Genomic DNA, 15,935 nt, shown 5'->3' with positions numbered 1-15,935 from the left:
TTCAATGATTTTGAGGTTACGCAGTATGAAACCTAATGAATCTGAGAAAGCAGTCAATCAGTCAGCATCTGGTAGCTCCCTTTCTCACCTTATTTATAACCCAAGATTCCGCTCGATTGCTTTTCAGCTTATAACCGTGCTAGTTCTTGGTTACTTTTTCTATATCATCATCAATAATACTATCGATAACTTGAATAACCGTGGTATTTCCACAGGTTTTAGTTTCCTCGATCGTGAGGCTGGCTTTGGTATCAGCCTAGCGTTAATTGAATATGATGAAACCTATACCTTTGGTCGCACCTTTATCGTCGGCCTACTCAATACTGTTTTAGTATCTTTTCTCGGTATCATCCTAGCAACTATTCTTGGTTTTACTGTCGGTATAGCGCGTTTGTCGTCCAACTGGATGGTCAATCGTCTTGCTGCGGTATACATAGAAATTGTTCGTAATGTCCCCCCTCTACTGCAGATACTATTCTGGTATTTTGCGGTTCTACAAGCCCTACCTTCCGCAAGACAAAGTCTCAGCTTAGGCGAAGCTATATTTCTCAACATACGTGGTTTGTATGTACCAAAACCGATCTTTGAATCTGGTAGTTGGCTAATCGGCGCTGCGGTTATTCTTGCGGTTGTGCTCAGCATTGGTGTGTATATCTGGGCTAAAAACAGACAGAAAGTGACAGGGTTACAAACGCCAGTTACTAGAATTGTTTTAAGCTTATGTATCGGCTTACCACTTGTCGCTTATTTCATTATGGGAATGCCAATTTCGGCAGATTACCCTGAATTAAAAGGCTTCAATTTCAAAGGTGGCATTACCGTATTGCCTGAATTGTTCGCTTTATGGCTTGCTCTAGGCATATTCACTTCAGCCTTTATCGCTGAAATTGTTCGCTCAGGCATTGAAGCTGTCAGTCATGGTCAAACAGAAGCCGCAACCGCTTTAGGCTTATCGCAATCAAAAACACTAAAATTAGTTGTTATTCCACAAGCGATGCGAATCATCGTTCCTCCCCTTACTAGTGAGTATTTGAATTTAACCAAAAACTCCTCATTAGCAATGGCAATTGGCTACCCCGATCTTGTCTCGGTTTTTGCTGGCACAACGCTCAACCAAACCGGCCAGGCTATTGAGATCATCTTTATGACGATGGGAGTTTACTTAGGATTAAGTTTATTAACGTCATGGCTCATGAACATCTATAACCGCAAAGTTGCGTTAGTAGAAAGATAACAAGCGGAGAATTTAGATGAAACAGCACCAATTTTTACCTGACCTCCCGCCACCGGCTAATACTGTCGGGCTTATCGGTTGGTTACGCAAAAACTTGTTTAGTACACCTCTTAATAGTCTTTTGACCCTAGTGATGGCTTATATTGCCGTGACAACAATTTGGTCAATTGTAGATTGGGGAATCATCAACGCAGATTGGATAGGCACAACTCGAGATGCATGTAGTAGTACCGGTGCATGTTGGGTGTTTATCAGCGTCCGCTGGGATCAGTTCATGTTCGGCTTTTATCCAGCAGCAGAACTGTGGAGACCTAAGCTATTTTACTGGACACTTGCCATTCTTGTTGTCTTGATGGCTTACGAAAAAACGCCGAAACGGACTTGGATCTTTATCTTTTTTGGTAGTGCCTACCCTATTTTAATGGCGGGTCTACTTGAAGGTTCGATGTTTGGTTTGCCAGTGGTTGATACTCACCAATGGGGTGGCCTACTGGTTACGTTAATCCTTTCAACCATAGGTATCGTTCTTTCGTTACCGATTGGTGTGGTTCTAGCATTAGGACGACGTTCTAAAATGCCAATTATCAGTAAGCTGAGTATTGCTTATATTGAAGTTTGGCGTGGCGTTCCACTGATTACTGTTTTATTTATGGCTTCAGTCATGTTGCCACTCTTTTTCGCTGATGGTGTTCAAACCGATAAACTCATTCGAGCCTTAATCGGGGTGGTGATGTTCTATTCAGCGTATATGGCAGAAGTTGTACGAGGTGGTTTACAAGCGATCCCTAAAGGCCAGTACGAAGCAGCCGATTCACTTGGGCTGTCATATTGGCAAAAAATGGGATTAATTGTGTTACCACAAGCATTAAAAATCACCATTCCATCTATTGTAAATAACTTCTTATCACTACTGAAAGATACCAGTCTTGTTCTCATCATTGGTATGTATGACGTACTAGGTATCGGCCAGGCTGCGAATAACGACCCGGACTGGTTAGGTTATTCAACTGAGAGTTATGTGTTTGTTGGGTTAGTGTTCTGGGTATTTTGTTTCGGGATTTCCCGCTACTCCATTTATTTAGAAAACAAACTCCATACTGGCCATAAGAGATAATTAATGTAATTGGTATTAATACAATTGGTATAGATCTCTTGGAAGATAGAAGCATTCAAGGAAGTAATTATGACTCAACAACAAGACTACATGATCCAAATTGATGATATGAATAAATGGTATGGTGAATTCCACGTACTGAAAAATATCAATTTGAAAGTAACAAAAGGCGAAAAAATCGTTATCTGTGGCCCTTCAGGTTCTGGCAAATCAACCATGATTCGCTGTATTAACCATTTGGAAGAGCATCAAAAAGGAAGCATTAATGTAGGTGGTACCGAGCTAACTGACGATCTGAAGAATATTGAAGCCATCCGTAAACAAGTTGGGATGTGTTTTCAGCACTTTAACTTATTCCCACATTTAACGGTGTTAGAAAACTGCACCCTAGCGCCTATTTGGGTAAAGAAAATGCCAAAAGCGGAAGCAGAGAAAGTTGCCATGAAATATTTAGAACGGGTAAAAATCCCAGACCAAGCCGATAAATACCCTGGGCAACTTTCTGGTGGTCAGCAACAACGTGTGGCGATTGCTCGTTCATTATGTATGAATCCACAAATAATGTTATTTGATGAGCCTACTTCTGCGCTCGATCCTGAAATGGTACGTGAAGTACTTGACGTAATGGTTGAATTGGCGGGCGAAGGCATGACGATGCTATGTGTAACCCATGAAATGGGCTTTGCTAAAGAAGTTGCAGACCGTGTCATATTCATGGATGCTGGAGAAATTATTGAAGAAAACAACCCGAAAGAGTTTTTCGAAAACCCTCAATCAGACCGTACCATTAATTTCTTAAGCCAAATACTGCATCATTAATCTCATCGTTTAAACGCTACTATATTTGAAACAAAGCCTTAGCAATTCACACTGCTAAGGCTTTTTAGTTTATCTATCTCTTAACTCATTATTCTAATCAACTAGAGGCATTGAATTTCATCCCAAAACCAATTTGATTGTATTGGTGATTCCCAAACTCCCGGGCCATTTTTGGCAATAAAACACTTATCTTGATAACTCACTTTTTCACCGTTAGCTATTTGAGTCACACCTGGTTGCCAAACAATATAATCCTCAATCGGAGTCGGATCTGGTATTGGCTCAGGATCAGGGGTTGGTTCAGGATTAGGTTCGACATCCCCACCGTCATTCACCTCACCATTCATTAATGACCAAGGCCCGCCACTGGTTGGTGTATCTCCTTGCGTCCACCATGCTGCTTGATATATCGCCCCCTGATAGCTCACTTGGTCGCCGCCAGTATAAACCTTACTCGCGTCCCATGAATCTACACCATCAACTGGGGGGTCAACCGGATCGGGTGAGACTGGCTCAAGCTCATCAACGACTCTTACTTCTGGCCAACCTGCATGAGAGCCATAGAAGTTAGTGACACATTTTTCATAATCTCCCGGAACCAGTGCCGAATAAGCAGTTTGGAAACCAACCAACTCACATTCAAATGAATAACCGCCTGGACGATCAGAATAGTATTTCCAATTACCATCCCAGTTTGTGTACAGCACATCCGTCGTACCATTTAAATTCAAGCTTCCATAAGGCGTCTGTTGCCAACAAGTATTGGTTTCATCACTTTCAATAGGAATTTGAAAATGTGCCACCAAGCCTTCCCAATAACGGATACGATTTACTGGCTGACCTTTCTCTTTATTTTGCTCACCACATTCAATCCCACCATTAATAATGTTAATAGTAGTACCAAAACCATATCCAATACCCGCATCGAGTTCTCGCTGAGATGGCTTCCAAGTTCGATCAATAACATGCAACATCGCAGGCTTTGGCGCTTGTGGCGTTAAGAAAAACCAAATAGCAGAAGCAAGGTTAAGCCATGAATCCGCAACTAGTCCCGGGTTATTCAGTAATACCGTCGCATCCCCGTCGAACATTACTTCAGAAAAAGCGCCATAATTAAAATGATAAGAAAGTTGCTTGGCACCTCGACCAAAATAGCCTTCACCGGCTGCACATGGCCAACGCTTATTTTGCCAATCATCTTGCCCACAACCTGTGGTATACCCTGCTTGACCTTCAGACCAGCCCATTTCTCTAACATGCACCAGTGCTTGCTGCCACTCTTCTAGCGCAAGTGGATTATCGGAAATATTATCTTTGGAAATATGACCGCCAGTTTCTTGTGAAAAGTGAGCAAATGCCGTAATAATCGACTTCTTACAAATTGCGTCAGAGTCACGCCCATCGGTGTACTCGCCACAAAATGCAGGGAACTTGCCTATCGCCCGCAAAAAACGCGTGTAGGTATATTCTGGCGCTGCCATTTGAGTTAAGAAATCCCAGTCAGATTGAGGGAAAACACGCTCAACTCTCTTAACATTTTCTGGGTTAGAACTCGCACCCGGTTCAATAGCCTCAACAATAGCATTATCTCTGGTTTCTAACGCCTTAGACCAAATAGCATACATAGGATCTGACGTTTTTTGTTGCTCCATTGCTTGTATTTCAGTGCGATCGACTATATAGCCTGTCGGATTTTCAGGATCCGGTTGAATATTCATACTGGCGTAACTTGGCAAGGTATATAACGCGCCAAGCACTATGATAAATGATTTCCGTTTTAACATAGATGCATTCCTTATTTGTTGATAATCATCTAGAGGTTAGTTCTGAAACATGAAACAAAAACAGCATTAAAAATATGGATACATTCCTTTTGCGACGCAACTAAAAAATCAGATGTCGAGTATTGAATATGAAAAGAAGTAATTGTGATATACCCAATCAGACTCAAGTGGGGGTAAGCAACCGATGTAATTGATAAATTAGATATTTCAAACTGCGTCTCAAAAAAGTACCAAGATGTCATAGGTGTATAGCCGTCACATTTTAGGCTGATTAAAATGCAAATCACTTTACCGATAGAGATAGGCCTAAAGCAGTATGAGTTTACAGACCCAACGCGCCAAATTACTTTTAAACGTCACATCTATTAAACACGATGGTTTTATTCAATATTTACTATCCTCAAAGTGCTATGACTTAGAAACAGGTTTCTTCTCTGTCACTTGCGACATAGCTAACCTACCGAGTCACTGGTATGAGGACATTGATACAAATATTGAGTGGTTAATACCAAAGGGTATGAAGAAGTATGGACTCGCGCTGTTAAACGACAAAGAATCTCGTCATATTACCGCGCAAGATTTTATTTTTTGCTCACCAGAGTTGAAGTTAGAAGATAATATTGTCGCGATTTTGCAGTCTATTCCAGCCGCTTTAGATGAATCACTATTATTTGAATACCTAGGAATAAACACTGCTACGCCACACTATCAAGCTTCATTTTGGCAATCGACTCTAGGCGCACTAGTCGATGGCTCGAAAGGAAAATATGAAGTTGAGCTATATGGGTTGCCCCTCAACAAGCAATCTAAAATAGCCTCTCGCTTTAATAGTGCATCATGGCTAAAAGCAAGTATAGAAACATTATCTGAGCGAAAAGAAAGCCAACTATGCTATGCCGTTTCTCGTAATCAAAATGACAAAACTCAATATCTCGCTTTTGATACCGACGAAACCAACAAACTGATTAATTTGCAGTGGAAAGAGTGCATCAGTAAAGCATTTTTATTTGCCAAGATCCCACATTCCCAAGTGCAAGAAGTGACCTCTGCCTACCAAGATGAACAACAAGTTAATAAGGTATTAAGAGAATACTGCCATTGTCAATCTCAATTAGCGGCTCTAGAAGATATGCTACCTTTCTTACAAAGCATGGACGATTCTATCAAATTAGACTGGGTAACATTAAAAGAGGCGTAAACAGCACTTTTATTTTCATATCATGTTACAACTTCACCTGACAGATATAAGGAAATTCCCGTAGAATAAATACAAAGGTTATTAAATAAAAACCTTGAAAAAGTGAACTTTAAGCACCATTAATGTACTTAAAGATACTTAGTCTATTTTTAAGTAATCCGATAGCAGTAACCCTGCAATCAAATAATGGTTATGCTATCGGTATCAAGTGTATTAACGAGGGAAACTATGAACAGTCCACTAACATCACGCACCGCAAGAAGCGAAAGCGTTGTACAAACCAACCGAGTGTTACGTAACACTTACTTTTTATTGTCTATGACACTACTTTGGTCTGCAGTGGTAGCGGGTGTATCTATGGCGCTAAACTTACCTCGCCCAGGTATCATTCTAATGTTAGTTGGTTTCTATGGTTTGCTTTTCTTAACAGAGAAAAACCGTAACTCTAGCTTAGGTCTTGTATTTGCTTTCCTATTTACAGGTTTCTTAGGTTATAGCCTTGGTCCAATTCTGAATATGTACGTTGGCGCTGGAATGGGCGATATTATTGTTACTGCTCTTGGTGGTACGGCTTTATCTTTCATGGCGGCATCCGCTTATGCATTAACCACTAAACGTGATTTATCAGTATTAAATGGCGTTATGATGGCAGGTGCCATTGTATTAATCGTGGGTATGGTTGCAAGCTTCTTCATCCAAATCCCAATGTTCCACCTAGCATTAAGCGCAATGTTTGTTTTATTCTCAACAGGTGCAATATTGCTCACAACGCAAAGTATTGTACGTGGTGGCGAGACAAACTATATCTCAGCGACCATTACTCTTTACGTATCTATTTACAATATTTTCATCAGCTTACTAAGCATCTTAGGTATTACTAGCCGCGATTAATTTGCCAATAAACTGATACTAAAACCATTCAAAAGCCTGAAGGGAAACTTTCAGGCTTTTTTGTCCCTATACCCAAGTAACGTCAAGGTGCAGAATTCAGAGCTATCATCCAAACCTTTAGGCAAAGAAGATTGGCGAAGGAATGTAGGTACCTTTCAAACTAATCTGACACTGCCTATCTCTTATAAAAAAGAAGAGGTTTGGATAAAGCTCCCGAGGGGCAAGTTAAAACAAGATTTATGTTGCGTTAAATTGAACAGAGATTGAATAACTATGATCATGTTCTATTTGCCTTGCCTAAAACTTGTTTTCCTCTTGCTGAAACTCGCACCTTGAAGTTACTTGGGTATATTTAAAGCAGCTAGAAGCCTGAATCGTAATATCATTAGATTCAGAGTTTGATTGCTATTATGATTAGAAATATATTCAAGTAGTGCACGCGGCAGGACGGTTGAAATGTATCAATATAATGACAAGACGATAGAAACAGACAAAGAAGGCTACCTTTTAAATCACACAGATTGGCAAGAAGACCTCGTCCCTATGATCGCGGAGCAAGAGGGGATTGAACTTACTGATGCACATTGGGAAGTCATTCTATTTGTGCGCAATTTTTATCTCGAATTCAACACTTCTCCAGCTGTTCGGATGCTAGTTAAAGCAATGGCAAAAGAGCATGGTCCAGAAAAAGGTAATAGTAAATATCTGTTTACTCTATTTCGAAAAGGCCCAGCGAAACAAGCAACAAAATTAGCTGGTTTACCCAAGCCTGCAAAGTGCTTATAAAGAATATTCCGTAACTTCAATAGAGAGGGATTACGCTCAATCACTACAAAATAGCAAAATCCCTTTCAGTAATAAGCGTCGTTTCGACTTCTTTTACAGATTCAACATAAGCTGTCCTTGGACCTTGCTTTAGCCACTCATAAAACTCAACCACCTTTTGCTCATTGCCACAAGCTAAAACTTCGACATCACCATTATTCAGATTTTTAGCATACCCCGTTAACCCGAGAGTTAAACCATGATGGGCGGTCTGATAACGAAAGCCAACACCTTGTACCCTACCCGATACTATAAACATTCGATTAGATTCGGCCATAATCCACTCCTTTACTATTAATCATTCAGTTATCAGTTTAGTGATAATGGCGCTAATACGAAACATTTGCCTGTATTCATTTGCTTTCCGCCTCACATTCCATGAAAATAGAACATTCATTTTTTTCAGGCAATTTCTAACTATGTCATCAGCTATCTATCTCGTAAAAGGCAGAGAGAAATCTCTACTTCGTCGCCATCCTTGGGTTTTTTCTCGTGGTATTCAAAAAATCGATGGAAAACCACAATTAGGGGAAACGGTAGATATCTATTCCAACCAAGGCCAATGGTTAGCAAAAGCTGCATTTTCTCCTCAATCACAAATACGTGCTCGCGTTTGGAGTTTTGAAAAAGAAGAAATTAATACTGATTTCTTTATTAAACGCTTAACGGATGCGCAAAGCATGCGTAATGCGATTATCGAACGTGGGGGGTTAACGGGTTATCGACTCATTGCTGGTGAATCTGATGGTCTGCCAGGGATCACGATTGATCGTTACCAAGATTTCTTAGTTTGCCAATTACTCAGCGCAGGCGCAGAAGCGAAGCGTGAAGAGCTTATTGCAGCATTAAAAGTAGTCTACCCTACTTGCAGCATCTACGAGCGATCTGATGTATCGGTTCGTAAGAAAGAAGGTTTAAAAGAGCGCCAAGGCGTATTGCATGGCGATACACCACCGGATGTCGTTGTCATTGAAGAAAACGGCGTAAAAATCCAGGTAGATATTAAATCAGGCCATAAAACAGGCTTCTACCTAGATCAGCGTGATAGCCGCCAGCTTTCCATGAAATATGTCGATGGAAAAACCGTACTCAACTGTTTTTCTTACACTGGTGGCTTTGGGCTTTATGCATTAAAAGGTAACGCGACACACGTTGTAAATGCTGATGTGTCACAACCTGCGCTTGATAACGCAAAAGCCAACGCAGAGCTCAATGGCTTTGATATATCGAAAGCTGAATTTTTAAATGCTGATGTTTTCAAACTATTACGTGAATACCGTGAAAATGGCACTAAATTTGATGTCGTGATCATGGATCCACCCAAATTTGCCGAATCAAAAGCACAATTAAATGGGGCTTGCCGCGGCTATAAAGATATCAACATGCTTGCTATGCAGATTCTAAAACCGGGCGGCACATTGCTGACCTATTCATGCTCGGGGCTTATGGAGCAAAACCTGTTCCAGAAAATTTTAGCGGACGCAGCTTTGGATGCTGGTCGTAAAATGCAATTTATTGAACGTTTTGGACAAGCCGCCGATCACCCAGTAGACAGCGCCTACCCTGAAGGTTTTTACCTTAAAGGATTTGCTTGTCAGGTAATTTAATGGCTATTGTGTACTCATACACAACGTTAGTTACAATATACCTAGCTCATTAATCAATTTATCAAACTCACAGTAGAGAGTAATAACATGTCAAAATTAACATCGGACATTCAAGCTAATCTTGATCTTTTCGTACAAGAAACTCAAGAAACGAAATTGGTTTGGGGACTTAAAAACGAAGATGGCTGGTTAGCTTGTGATTCATCAGAGTTTGAGAATAGTGAAGTTATGCCATTTTGGTCATCAAAAGAAGATGCTCAAATGCACAATGTTGAAGAATGGTCTGATTTTGAAGTACTAGAAATCCCGTTAGACATTTTTGTTGAAGACTGGTTAATCACTCTTTCAGAAGATGGTGTTCTAATTGGTACTAACTGGAATGCACAACTTGAAGGTAAAGAAGTTGAGCCTAGTGATCTAGCCAAACTATACCTTTAAATCAAATAGATAACTATATTAAACAAAGCCCTTCATATTGAAGGGCTTTTTTACAGCAAGATTATTTAGTCTTAGGTAACGTAAAGTTATTAGGATTGCTTCGCGATTAAAGCCGCCATCACAGCATCTCGATTTTCGATGTAATCGATTAAACCTGCCTTTCGAAGACCACACGCTGGGCAATCACCACAGCCATCACCAATCATGCCGTTATAACAAGTGAGTGTCTCATTTCTTACGAGATCTAACGCATCAAATTGATCTGCTAATGCCCAGGTTTCTGCTTTGTTAAGCCACATTAATGGAGTATCAATCGTAAATTGACGATCCATACCTAACACTAAAGATTGATTAATCGACTTCACAAACTCGTCACGACAATCAGGGTAGCCAGAAAAATCCGTTTCACATACGCCAGTAATCACATTTTGAGCACCGATTTGATAAGCGTAAATGCCCGCAAGGGTTAAAAATAAGATATTCCGACCCGGTACAAAAGAATTCGGCAAACCGTTATCTTGTAGTTCATGCGAAACTGGAATGTCATCACGAGTTAACGAGCTGATCGCAAGTTCATTTAATAAACTCACATCCATCACTTTGTGGGCCGCAACGCCTAACTTTTTCGCTAAGGATTGGGCAACTTCAATTTCAAGTTTGTGTCTTTGCCCATAATCAAACGTAATGGCGTGCACCTCATCAAATTCTTTGAGGGCTTTAACTAAGCAAGTGGTTGAATCTTGTCCACCACTAAAAACGACGACGGCTTTTGATGTCATAAGGATTTCTCTATTGTTTGGTTATTGCCGATACAACTAATTTTAAGGATCATGTAGGTTAAAACAAACCAAAGACCACACTGGGCAAAATAACCACTAATTGAACTTTGTACCAACTGTGGAAACCAGAGCGATTGAGCGCATAAAATCCCCCCCCCAATTAACCAACATATAATTAACTTTATGATTAAATAAGGCGTATGAAGGCGTTGTACTTTTAACAAGCTTGGTAATGAAAGTAATAACGCAAAAGTGACAGCAGCAATATTCGCCAGCTGTATTGAATGAAATTGATAAGCTAAAACACTTAAACCGATAAATGATACCCACCATAGCGCCGGATTCTGCATCACAAGTTTCATTGTGATCGATGGTTTACTTTCTAAACGAATATAATGCCACAATGTAAATAATCCTATTACATAACCAAATAAAACATCCGAGGCAAATTGTTCACCAAGAATAACACTTGATATTCCTTGTACTAAGGTCAGTACAATAACGCCAAATAAGTAACCCCAAATGGAATCATAATCGTAGACTTTTCGCCATACATGGAACAGATAACCAATTAACACCACACTGAGTGCAGCACGTATACTAGGCGTACTAAAACCAAGTGGATCACTAAATTGTAATGAAGGTTGATAAATAAATGGTCGAGGGTACTTTAAACCAAGCTGAATAAGTAATGTTATTGACACCGTCACAATACCAATAAACGTCATATGTAGAATCGATTTACCGCCAAAGTAATAAATTAAGATTGGCAGCAAGAATAAGATCCCCAAAATACTCGATGACAAATTGATTATTTTAAGGCTACTTATCAATACATTCGATATTGCCTCTGGTAACTGAATAATACTAGATTGAATAGCTTGAATAATCGATAATTCAAACTGATGAACTGGGGGCGCAGCACTGATAGCAGAATCAATATATTGAATTGGTGCATTAGGAACATCATGATTTAACACTTGTTGTTCATACTGCTCAGGGTAGCGATATTGTTGTGGAACGATACTATCGGTATAGGCCAATAACACTTTATTCACTTCAATACGAAAATCTGGGGCAAACCAAGCTGGTAAAGTATGAAATCCTTGTTCATCTCTTGCTGTAAAAGCAATCACCCCCGAATCTGGCGTACAGTGATAAACAACTGCCGTTTCAGTCTCGGTTAATACTTCTTTAGCCGTAACAACAAGCCCCGTTTCTTCCCATGTTTCCCTTTCTGCAGTCTTATTAGGGGCTTCATTTACCGCAATGGTTCCTCCTGGAAGTGATAGCTTCTTAGTGAAAACCTCATCGACAAACACCACTTGATCATCGGCTTTGATATAACATAAAGCCCCTTTAATATGAGGAGACACTGTTTCTATCTTCGTTTCTTCTGATGCGGACACAATAAATGAAGACACAAAAAACAAGATCAGAATTAAATATTTACTCACTCGCTTACCTAATTTGAATACCATTAAATTACCGACTTCCTAAGCCAATGTATATGTGAAGCAAAGCCTAACTTATTATATAAAGATCGCGCAGCTTGATTAAACGCCCACACCTCAACAAAAATTTGCTGAACACCGTAATCAACTAAGGTTTGTTCTATCTTAGCCAACAGTTGTGCCGCTACCCCTAAGTTTCTATATTCAGGTATGACAAATAACTCATCAATATTACCCATAGGTATCGCTTTACTTACCGTCGAAACGAGTTCGCAAAAATGCCCGGTAACAAAACCAACAACTGAATCTGAAGCATCTATCGCGACATACACTAAGCATTCAGGAGAATCTAAATAGCGGCCAATACTTTTTTCTTGCTCAATTTCTTCTGAGGTTTTAAAAAATTCGGGGCATGACTCATGATGGTGCTGGTGAAGTTGAAACATTAGCTCATCCAGTTGAGGTAAATCTTTTTGTGAAGCGGCGCGTATGTGAATAGTCATATCCAAATTAGTGGTTACTTAAAGTAGCGATAAGACTCGCTATTCTACTGCATTAAGTTAATTTTGTACTTAATATGTTACTGATTTTCTTTAATTCATTATGGTTAGATCAATAACTCAACACTTTCTTATTTTTACGAATTCTATTAAAGTAAAAAATTGCCTTTCAAATGGACTCGGTTATGCTCGATTACGCACTCTTATCCGCATTTATTCCTACCTTTTTCTTTGTGTCCATTACACCAGGAATGTGCATGACACTAGCCTTAACATTGGGTATGAGTGTTGGAATTAAACGCACGCTTTGGATGATGGTTGGAGAACTTGCAGGCGTGGCCTTAGTGGCATCATTAGCGGTGATTGGCGTTGCGGCAATAATGTTAAATTACCCTAGTTTATTTTTAACATTAAAATGGATTGGTGGTGCCTACCTTATTTGGGTTGGTATCAATATGTGGCTCAATAAAGGCAAAATGTCCCTGAATATTGGCCAATCCACTCAACCTACCGACCGCCTAAAGTTAATGAGCCAAGGTTTTATTACTGCGATTGCCAATCCAAAAGGTTGGGCATTTATGATTTCACTCTTGCCGCCATTTATTAATGTCGACAAATCGGTTCCCCACCAGATGGTTGTCTTGATTAGTATTATTTTAATGACCGAATTCATTTCAATGATGGCCTATGCAACTGGCGGCAAAAGCCTACGCTTGTTTTTAACCCGCGGAGATAACGTTAAGTTTCTCAACCGTATTGCTGGTACATTGATGATTGGTGTTGGGATCTGGTTAGCCTTGATTGATTGACATAGCACCCAACCATGCATTCCTTCGCTAATCTTCCTTGTCTAAAGGCTTGGATGATAGTTCTGAGTTCTGCATTTTGAAGTCACTTGTACATAGTTGTTACTGATAGTTTTCTTTTTTATATAACAAAACGTCATAACACATACTTTAATTGGCTTTGCAATTGTGAAGCCAAGCTGTAAATTTACAAATAATTGGAAACATTCCTCCCCTTTTGTAAACAAACCAGTTTAAGGATTCAATTATGTCACTTGCGGTTATCGCTAACTTAGCGGTATTTGTGTGCATTCTTTTCTTTTTATTTCAACAACAAAGAAAATCTAGCACTCTATCTCGCCTTGTTTTATTAGGACTTGTGCTTGGAAGCGCTTACGGTTTACTTATCCATATATTTTATGGCGAAGGTAATCCGGTTATCAAAAACACCCTCGATTGGGTGAATGTTGTCGGCAGTGGCTATGTCGGTTTACTCAAAATGGTGATCATGCCATTAGTATTGATTTCGATGATTTCAGCAGTTGTCAAACTCGACAACTCTGGTTCACTTGGAAAAATTAGTGGCTTAACCATTTCGGTACTGCTCTTCACTACGGCTATTTCTGCATTAATTGGTATTACCGTTGCTCACCTATTTGGTTTATCTGCGGAAGGTTTATCAGCAGGCGTACGTGAAACGGCTCGTATGAGCGTATTAGAAAATCGCATGGGTAGCGTTGCTGACTTAACGATTCCGCAAATGCTAGTGAGCTTTATTCCGACCAACCCATTTGCAGATTTAACTGGTTCACGTTCAACATCAATCATTGCTGTCGTCATCTTCGGGATTTTAGTGGGTATTGCTTCTCGTCTTGTAATGAAGGAAAAACAAGATCTTGAATCACCAATTCGTACCTTTGTTGAAGCCGTTCAGTCAATCGTTATGCGTCTAGTTAAAATGATCATTGCATTAACGCCATACGGTATTGCTGCGCTAATGAGCAAGGTGGTTGCCACTTCTAGCCTCAATGACATTTTAAGTTTAATTGGTTTTATCGTGGCTTCTTATGTGGCGATCTTATTGATGTTTTTTGTGCATGGCTTATTAGTTTCTTTGGTTGGCGTGAGTCCTAAAGAATACTTTAAACGAATCTGGCCAGTCCTAACATTTGCTTTTACTTCTCGCAGTTCTGCCGCGACGATTCCACTGAACGTAGAAGCGCAAATAACCAAATTAAAAGTGCCACCAGCGATTGCTAACTTATCAGCGACCTTTGGTGCCACTATTGGTCAAAATGGTTGTGCTGGTATCTACCCTGCAATGCTGGCAGTAATGGTTGCGCCAACAGTTGGTATTAACCCACTGGATGTGAACTTTATTCTGTCTTTAGTGGCGATCATTACCATCAGCTCATTTGGTATTGCTGGTGTCGGTGGTGGTGCAACATTTGCAGCATTAATCGTACTACCAGCAATGGGGCTACCTGTAGCAATTGCCGCTTTACTTATCTCGATTGAACCATTAATTGATATGGCACGTACCGCCCTTAATGTGAGTGGATCGATGACGGCAGGTACTATCACTTCTCGTTTACTAGGTAATAAGAAAGACATCAATAAAGAGTTTGATGAAGTTAACGCTTAGTACTCGTTCCAACAAGCAATTGCTCACAATATAAAATAAACAAAGCCCGCTAGTTCAATATTAACTAGCGGGCTTTTTGTCACTTAAATCTATGATTCAATAATATTAATCAGCGCAAAGATGTTAAGAGATCAGGTTATAAAATTACCAGAGCTAATTTTGCTAAATTATACGCATCCACATAACCTGAATGCTGTCGCCCTTCCCATTCTATATTCAAGTTTTCTTGCGCCGCTTTATGACCGATTCTTTTGTCTTTGAGTCGATATTTCATGCGGTATAACGTCGCGAGATTCAAAAACTCTTTAAAAGGGAACTCTAAACCTTTTTCTGAACACTCTTTTCGCAGAATCTCATCATCATGTCCCCAAGCTGCATAGATCTTATTAGGGCCACCAAAGTTTTTGATCATAGATTTCAAAACATCTTCTAACGGGCGGCCTTGTTTTTGTACTTTACGTGGCGTAATACCCGTTAGCTCAAAGCAAAATGCAGAAATTTCATCATGTTCAGGTCGCACGTAATATTGAGCACGCTTAACGATCTCGCCTTTAATAAGGTCAATCTCTGCTAAACCTACTTCAATAATTTCACCGGTCGTGCCCACACCATCGACATTCCAGCAACACATTTCCAAATCGAAACAGACGACTCTGTTGTAATTCATACACTATCTTTTCCATCAAAACCTTAAAAAGGATTCTAACGAAGAATCTCTGCTTTCTCGACCTAAATTCAATATAAACAGGGAGATTTACCTAAATCAGCCATTTTACTTCTACTACAAGTTTGTCAGCGGTTAAAAAAAAGCCAAACACCTTTGCTCTACTTCCTTAAATGCTTAATCTATACTGGAATTCAC

16 protein-coding genes are annotated in these 15,935 nt (G+C 39.8%); 10 read left to right on the top strand and 6 right to left on the bottom strand.

Going from position 1 to position 15,935, the window contains the following annotated elements:
- Nucleotides 1-25: 25 nt before the first annotated feature.
- The 3 genes from ACE3G9_RS02075 to ACE3G9_RS02065 all read left to right on the top strand — a co-directional run bounded on the left by ACE3G9_RS02075 (nucleotide 26) and on the right by ACE3G9_RS02065 (nucleotide 3,167).
- Complete coding sequence (locus ACE3G9_RS02075) at nucleotides 26-1,234, top strand: amino acid ABC transporter permease (RefSeq protein WP_417880585.1); 1,209 nt, start codon at nucleotides 26-28, stop codon at nucleotides 1,232-1,234.
- A gap of 16 nt (nucleotides 1,235-1,250) precedes the next feature.
- Nucleotides 1,251-2,348: an amino acid ABC transporter permease gene (locus tag ACE3G9_RS02070; protein ID WP_417880586.1), complete on the top strand. Its 1,098-nt coding sequence runs from the start codon at nucleotides 1,251-1,253 to the stop codon at nucleotides 2,346-2,348.
- Between the two features lie 69 nt (nucleotides 2,349-2,417).
- The gene (locus ACE3G9_RS02065; RefSeq protein WP_417880587.1) at nucleotides 2,418-3,167 is read left to right on the top strand and encodes an amino acid ABC transporter ATP-binding protein; all 750 of its coding nucleotides are present in this window, start codon (nucleotides 2,418-2,420) and stop codon (nucleotides 3,165-3,167) included.
- A 101-nt stretch (nucleotides 3,168-3,268) separates the two neighbouring features.
- On the opposite strand, the gene ACE3G9_RS02060 is transcribed toward ACE3G9_RS02065, so the two are convergent.
- The gene (locus ACE3G9_RS02060) at nucleotides 3,269-4,951 is read right to left on the bottom strand and encodes a glycoside hydrolase family 19 protein (protein WP_449218347.1); all 1,683 of its coding nucleotides are present in this window, start codon (nucleotides 4,949-4,951) and stop codon (nucleotides 3,269-3,271) included.
- A gap of 316 nt (nucleotides 4,952-5,267) precedes the next feature.
- On the opposite strand from ACE3G9_RS02060, the gene ACE3G9_RS02055 reads away from it, so the two are divergent.
- The 3 genes from ACE3G9_RS02055 (at nucleotide 5,268) to ACE3G9_RS02045 (ending at nucleotide 7,826) form a co-directional block, all read left to right on the top strand.
- Complete coding sequence (locus ACE3G9_RS02055) at nucleotides 5,268-6,149, top strand: hypothetical protein (RefSeq protein WP_417880589.1); 882 nt, start codon at nucleotides 5,268-5,270, stop codon at nucleotides 6,147-6,149.
- 228 nt (nucleotides 6,150-6,377) lie between these two features.
- On the top strand, nucleotides 6,378-7,040 hold the full coding sequence (locus ACE3G9_RS02050; protein WP_417880590.1) for a Bax inhibitor-1/YccA family protein: 663 nt from the start codon (nucleotides 6,378-6,380) through the stop codon (nucleotides 7,038-7,040).
- A 456-nt stretch (nucleotides 7,041-7,496) separates the two neighbouring features.
- Complete coding sequence (locus ACE3G9_RS02045; RefSeq protein WP_449218346.1) at nucleotides 7,497-7,826, top strand: TusE/DsrC/DsvC family sulfur relay protein; 330 nt, start codon at nucleotides 7,497-7,499, stop codon at nucleotides 7,824-7,826.
- A 43-nt stretch (nucleotides 7,827-7,869) separates the two neighbouring features.
- On the opposite strand, the gene yccX is transcribed toward ACE3G9_RS02045, so the two are convergent.
- Entirely contained in the window at nucleotides 7,870-8,142 is a 273-nt protein-coding gene (gene yccX / locus ACE3G9_RS02040; protein WP_417880592.1) for an acylphosphatase, read from the bottom strand.
- Nucleotides 8,143-8,284: 142 nt separating this feature from the next.
- Between yccX and ACE3G9_RS02035 the strand changes: the two genes are divergently transcribed.
- Nucleotides 8,285-9,472, top strand: coding sequence for a class I SAM-dependent methyltransferase (locus tag ACE3G9_RS02035; protein ID WP_449218345.1), 1,188 nt, complete (start codon nucleotides 8,285-8,287; stop codon nucleotides 9,470-9,472).
- Between the two features lie 87 nt (nucleotides 9,473-9,559).
- Nucleotides 9,560-9,910 carry a DUF2750 domain-containing protein gene (locus ACE3G9_RS02030; RefSeq protein WP_027696508.1) on the top strand — a complete coding sequence of 117 codons (351 nt, stop codon included), beginning with the start codon at nucleotides 9,560-9,562 and terminating at the stop codon, nucleotides 9,908-9,910.
- A gap of 89 nt (nucleotides 9,911-9,999) precedes the next feature.
- Here the strand turns inward: ACE3G9_RS02030 and queC are convergent, their stop codons facing one another.
- Genes queC through ACE3G9_RS02015 form a run of 3 tightly spaced genes read right to left on the bottom strand, consistent with a single transcriptional unit; the run spans nucleotide 10,000 to nucleotide 12,646 of the window.
- Nucleotides 10,000-10,689 (bottom strand): 7-cyano-7-deazaguanine synthase QueC, encoded by a 690-nt coding sequence (gene queC, locus ACE3G9_RS02025; protein ID WP_417880594.1) that lies wholly within the window; start codon nucleotides 10,687-10,689, stop codon nucleotides 10,000-10,002.
- Nucleotides 10,686-12,146, bottom strand: a complete 1,461-nt coding sequence (locus tag ACE3G9_RS02020; RefSeq protein ID WP_449218344.1) for a bifunctional NUDIX hydrolase/phosphatase PAP2 family protein — start codon at nucleotides 12,144-12,146, stop codon at nucleotides 10,686-10,688. The genes queC and ACE3G9_RS02020 overlap by 4 nt, the downstream gene beginning before the upstream one ends.
- 23 nt (nucleotides 12,147-12,169) lie before the next feature.
- Nucleotides 12,170-12,646 carry a GNAT family N-acetyltransferase gene (locus tag ACE3G9_RS02015; protein ID WP_417880596.1) on the bottom strand — a complete coding sequence of 159 codons (477 nt, stop codon included), beginning with the start codon at nucleotides 12,644-12,646 and terminating at the stop codon, nucleotides 12,170-12,172.
- Nucleotides 12,647-12,828: 182 nt separating this feature from the next.
- Between ACE3G9_RS02015 and ACE3G9_RS02010 the strand changes: the two genes are divergently transcribed.
- Together ACE3G9_RS02010 and ACE3G9_RS02005 are read left to right on the top strand one after the other, a co-directional pair.
- Entirely contained in the window at nucleotides 12,829-13,452 is a 624-nt protein-coding gene (locus ACE3G9_RS02010) for a LysE family translocator (RefSeq protein ID WP_449218343.1), read from the top strand.
- 244 nt (nucleotides 13,453-13,696) lie between these two features.
- The gene (locus ACE3G9_RS02005) at nucleotides 13,697-15,073 is read left to right on the top strand and encodes an L-cystine transporter (RefSeq protein WP_449218342.1); all 1,377 of its coding nucleotides are present in this window, start codon (nucleotides 13,697-13,699) and stop codon (nucleotides 15,071-15,073) included.
- Between the two features lie 136 nt (nucleotides 15,074-15,209).
- On the opposite strand, the gene ACE3G9_RS02000 is transcribed toward ACE3G9_RS02005, so the two are convergent.
- Entirely contained in the window at nucleotides 15,210-15,740 is a 531-nt protein-coding gene (locus ACE3G9_RS02000; protein ID WP_449218341.1) for an exonuclease domain-containing protein, read from the bottom strand.
- Nucleotides 15,741-15,935: the final 195 nt, after the last annotated feature.

The organism is Vibrio sp. E150_018 (assembly GCF_053544035.1).
Note: the sequence above shows the minus strand (reverse complement) of the source record. Positions and strands in the feature narration are given on the sequence as shown.

Excerpts from the sequence above, each read along its gene's own strand:
- ACE3G9_RS02075 (WP_417880585.1), top strand. The coding sequence starts at position 26 with ATGAAACCTAATGAATCTGAGAAAGCAGTCAATCAGTCAGCATCTGGT.
- ACE3G9_RS02070 (WP_417880586.1), top strand. The coding sequence starts at position 1,251 with ATGAAACAGCACCAATTTTTACCTGACCTCCCGCCACCGGCTAATACT.
- ACE3G9_RS02065 (WP_417880587.1), top strand. The coding sequence starts at position 2,418 with ATGACTCAACAACAAGACTACATGATCCAAATTGATGATATGAATAAA.
- ACE3G9_RS02060 (WP_449218347.1), bottom strand. The coding sequence starts at position 4,951 with ATGTTAAAACGGAAATCATTTATCATAGTGCTTGGCGCGTTATATACC.
- ACE3G9_RS02055 (WP_417880589.1), top strand. The coding sequence starts at position 5,268 with ATGAGTTTACAGACCCAACGCGCCAAATTACTTTTAAACGTCACATCT.
- ACE3G9_RS02050 (WP_417880590.1), top strand. The coding sequence starts at position 6,378 with ATGAACAGTCCACTAACATCACGCACCGCAAGAAGCGAAAGCGTTGTA.
- ACE3G9_RS02045 (WP_449218346.1), top strand. The coding sequence starts at position 7,497 with ATGTATCAATATAATGACAAGACGATAGAAACAGACAAAGAAGGCTAC.
- yccX (WP_417880592.1), bottom strand. The coding sequence starts at position 8,142 with ATGGCCGAATCTAATCGAATGTTTATAGTATCGGGTAGGGTACAAGGT.
- ACE3G9_RS02035 (WP_449218345.1), top strand. The coding sequence starts at position 8,285 with ATGTCATCAGCTATCTATCTCGTAAAAGGCAGAGAGAAATCTCTACTT.
- ACE3G9_RS02030 (WP_027696508.1), top strand. The coding sequence starts at position 9,560 with ATGTCAAAATTAACATCGGACATTCAAGCTAATCTTGATCTTTTCGTA.
- queC (WP_417880594.1), bottom strand. The coding sequence starts at position 10,689 with ATGACATCAAAAGCCGTCGTCGTTTTTAGTGGTGGACAAGATTCAACC.
- ACE3G9_RS02015 (WP_417880596.1), bottom strand. The coding sequence starts at position 12,646 with ATGACTATTCACATACGCGCCGCTTCACAAAAAGATTTACCTCAACTG.
- ACE3G9_RS02010 (WP_449218343.1), top strand. The coding sequence starts at position 12,829 with ATGCTCGATTACGCACTCTTATCCGCATTTATTCCTACCTTTTTCTTT.
- ACE3G9_RS02005 (WP_449218342.1), top strand. The coding sequence starts at position 13,697 with ATGTCACTTGCGGTTATCGCTAACTTAGCGGTATTTGTGTGCATTCTT.
- ACE3G9_RS02000 (WP_449218341.1), bottom strand. The coding sequence starts at position 15,740 with ATGAATTACAACAGAGTCGTCTGTTTCGATTTGGAAATGTGTTGCTGG.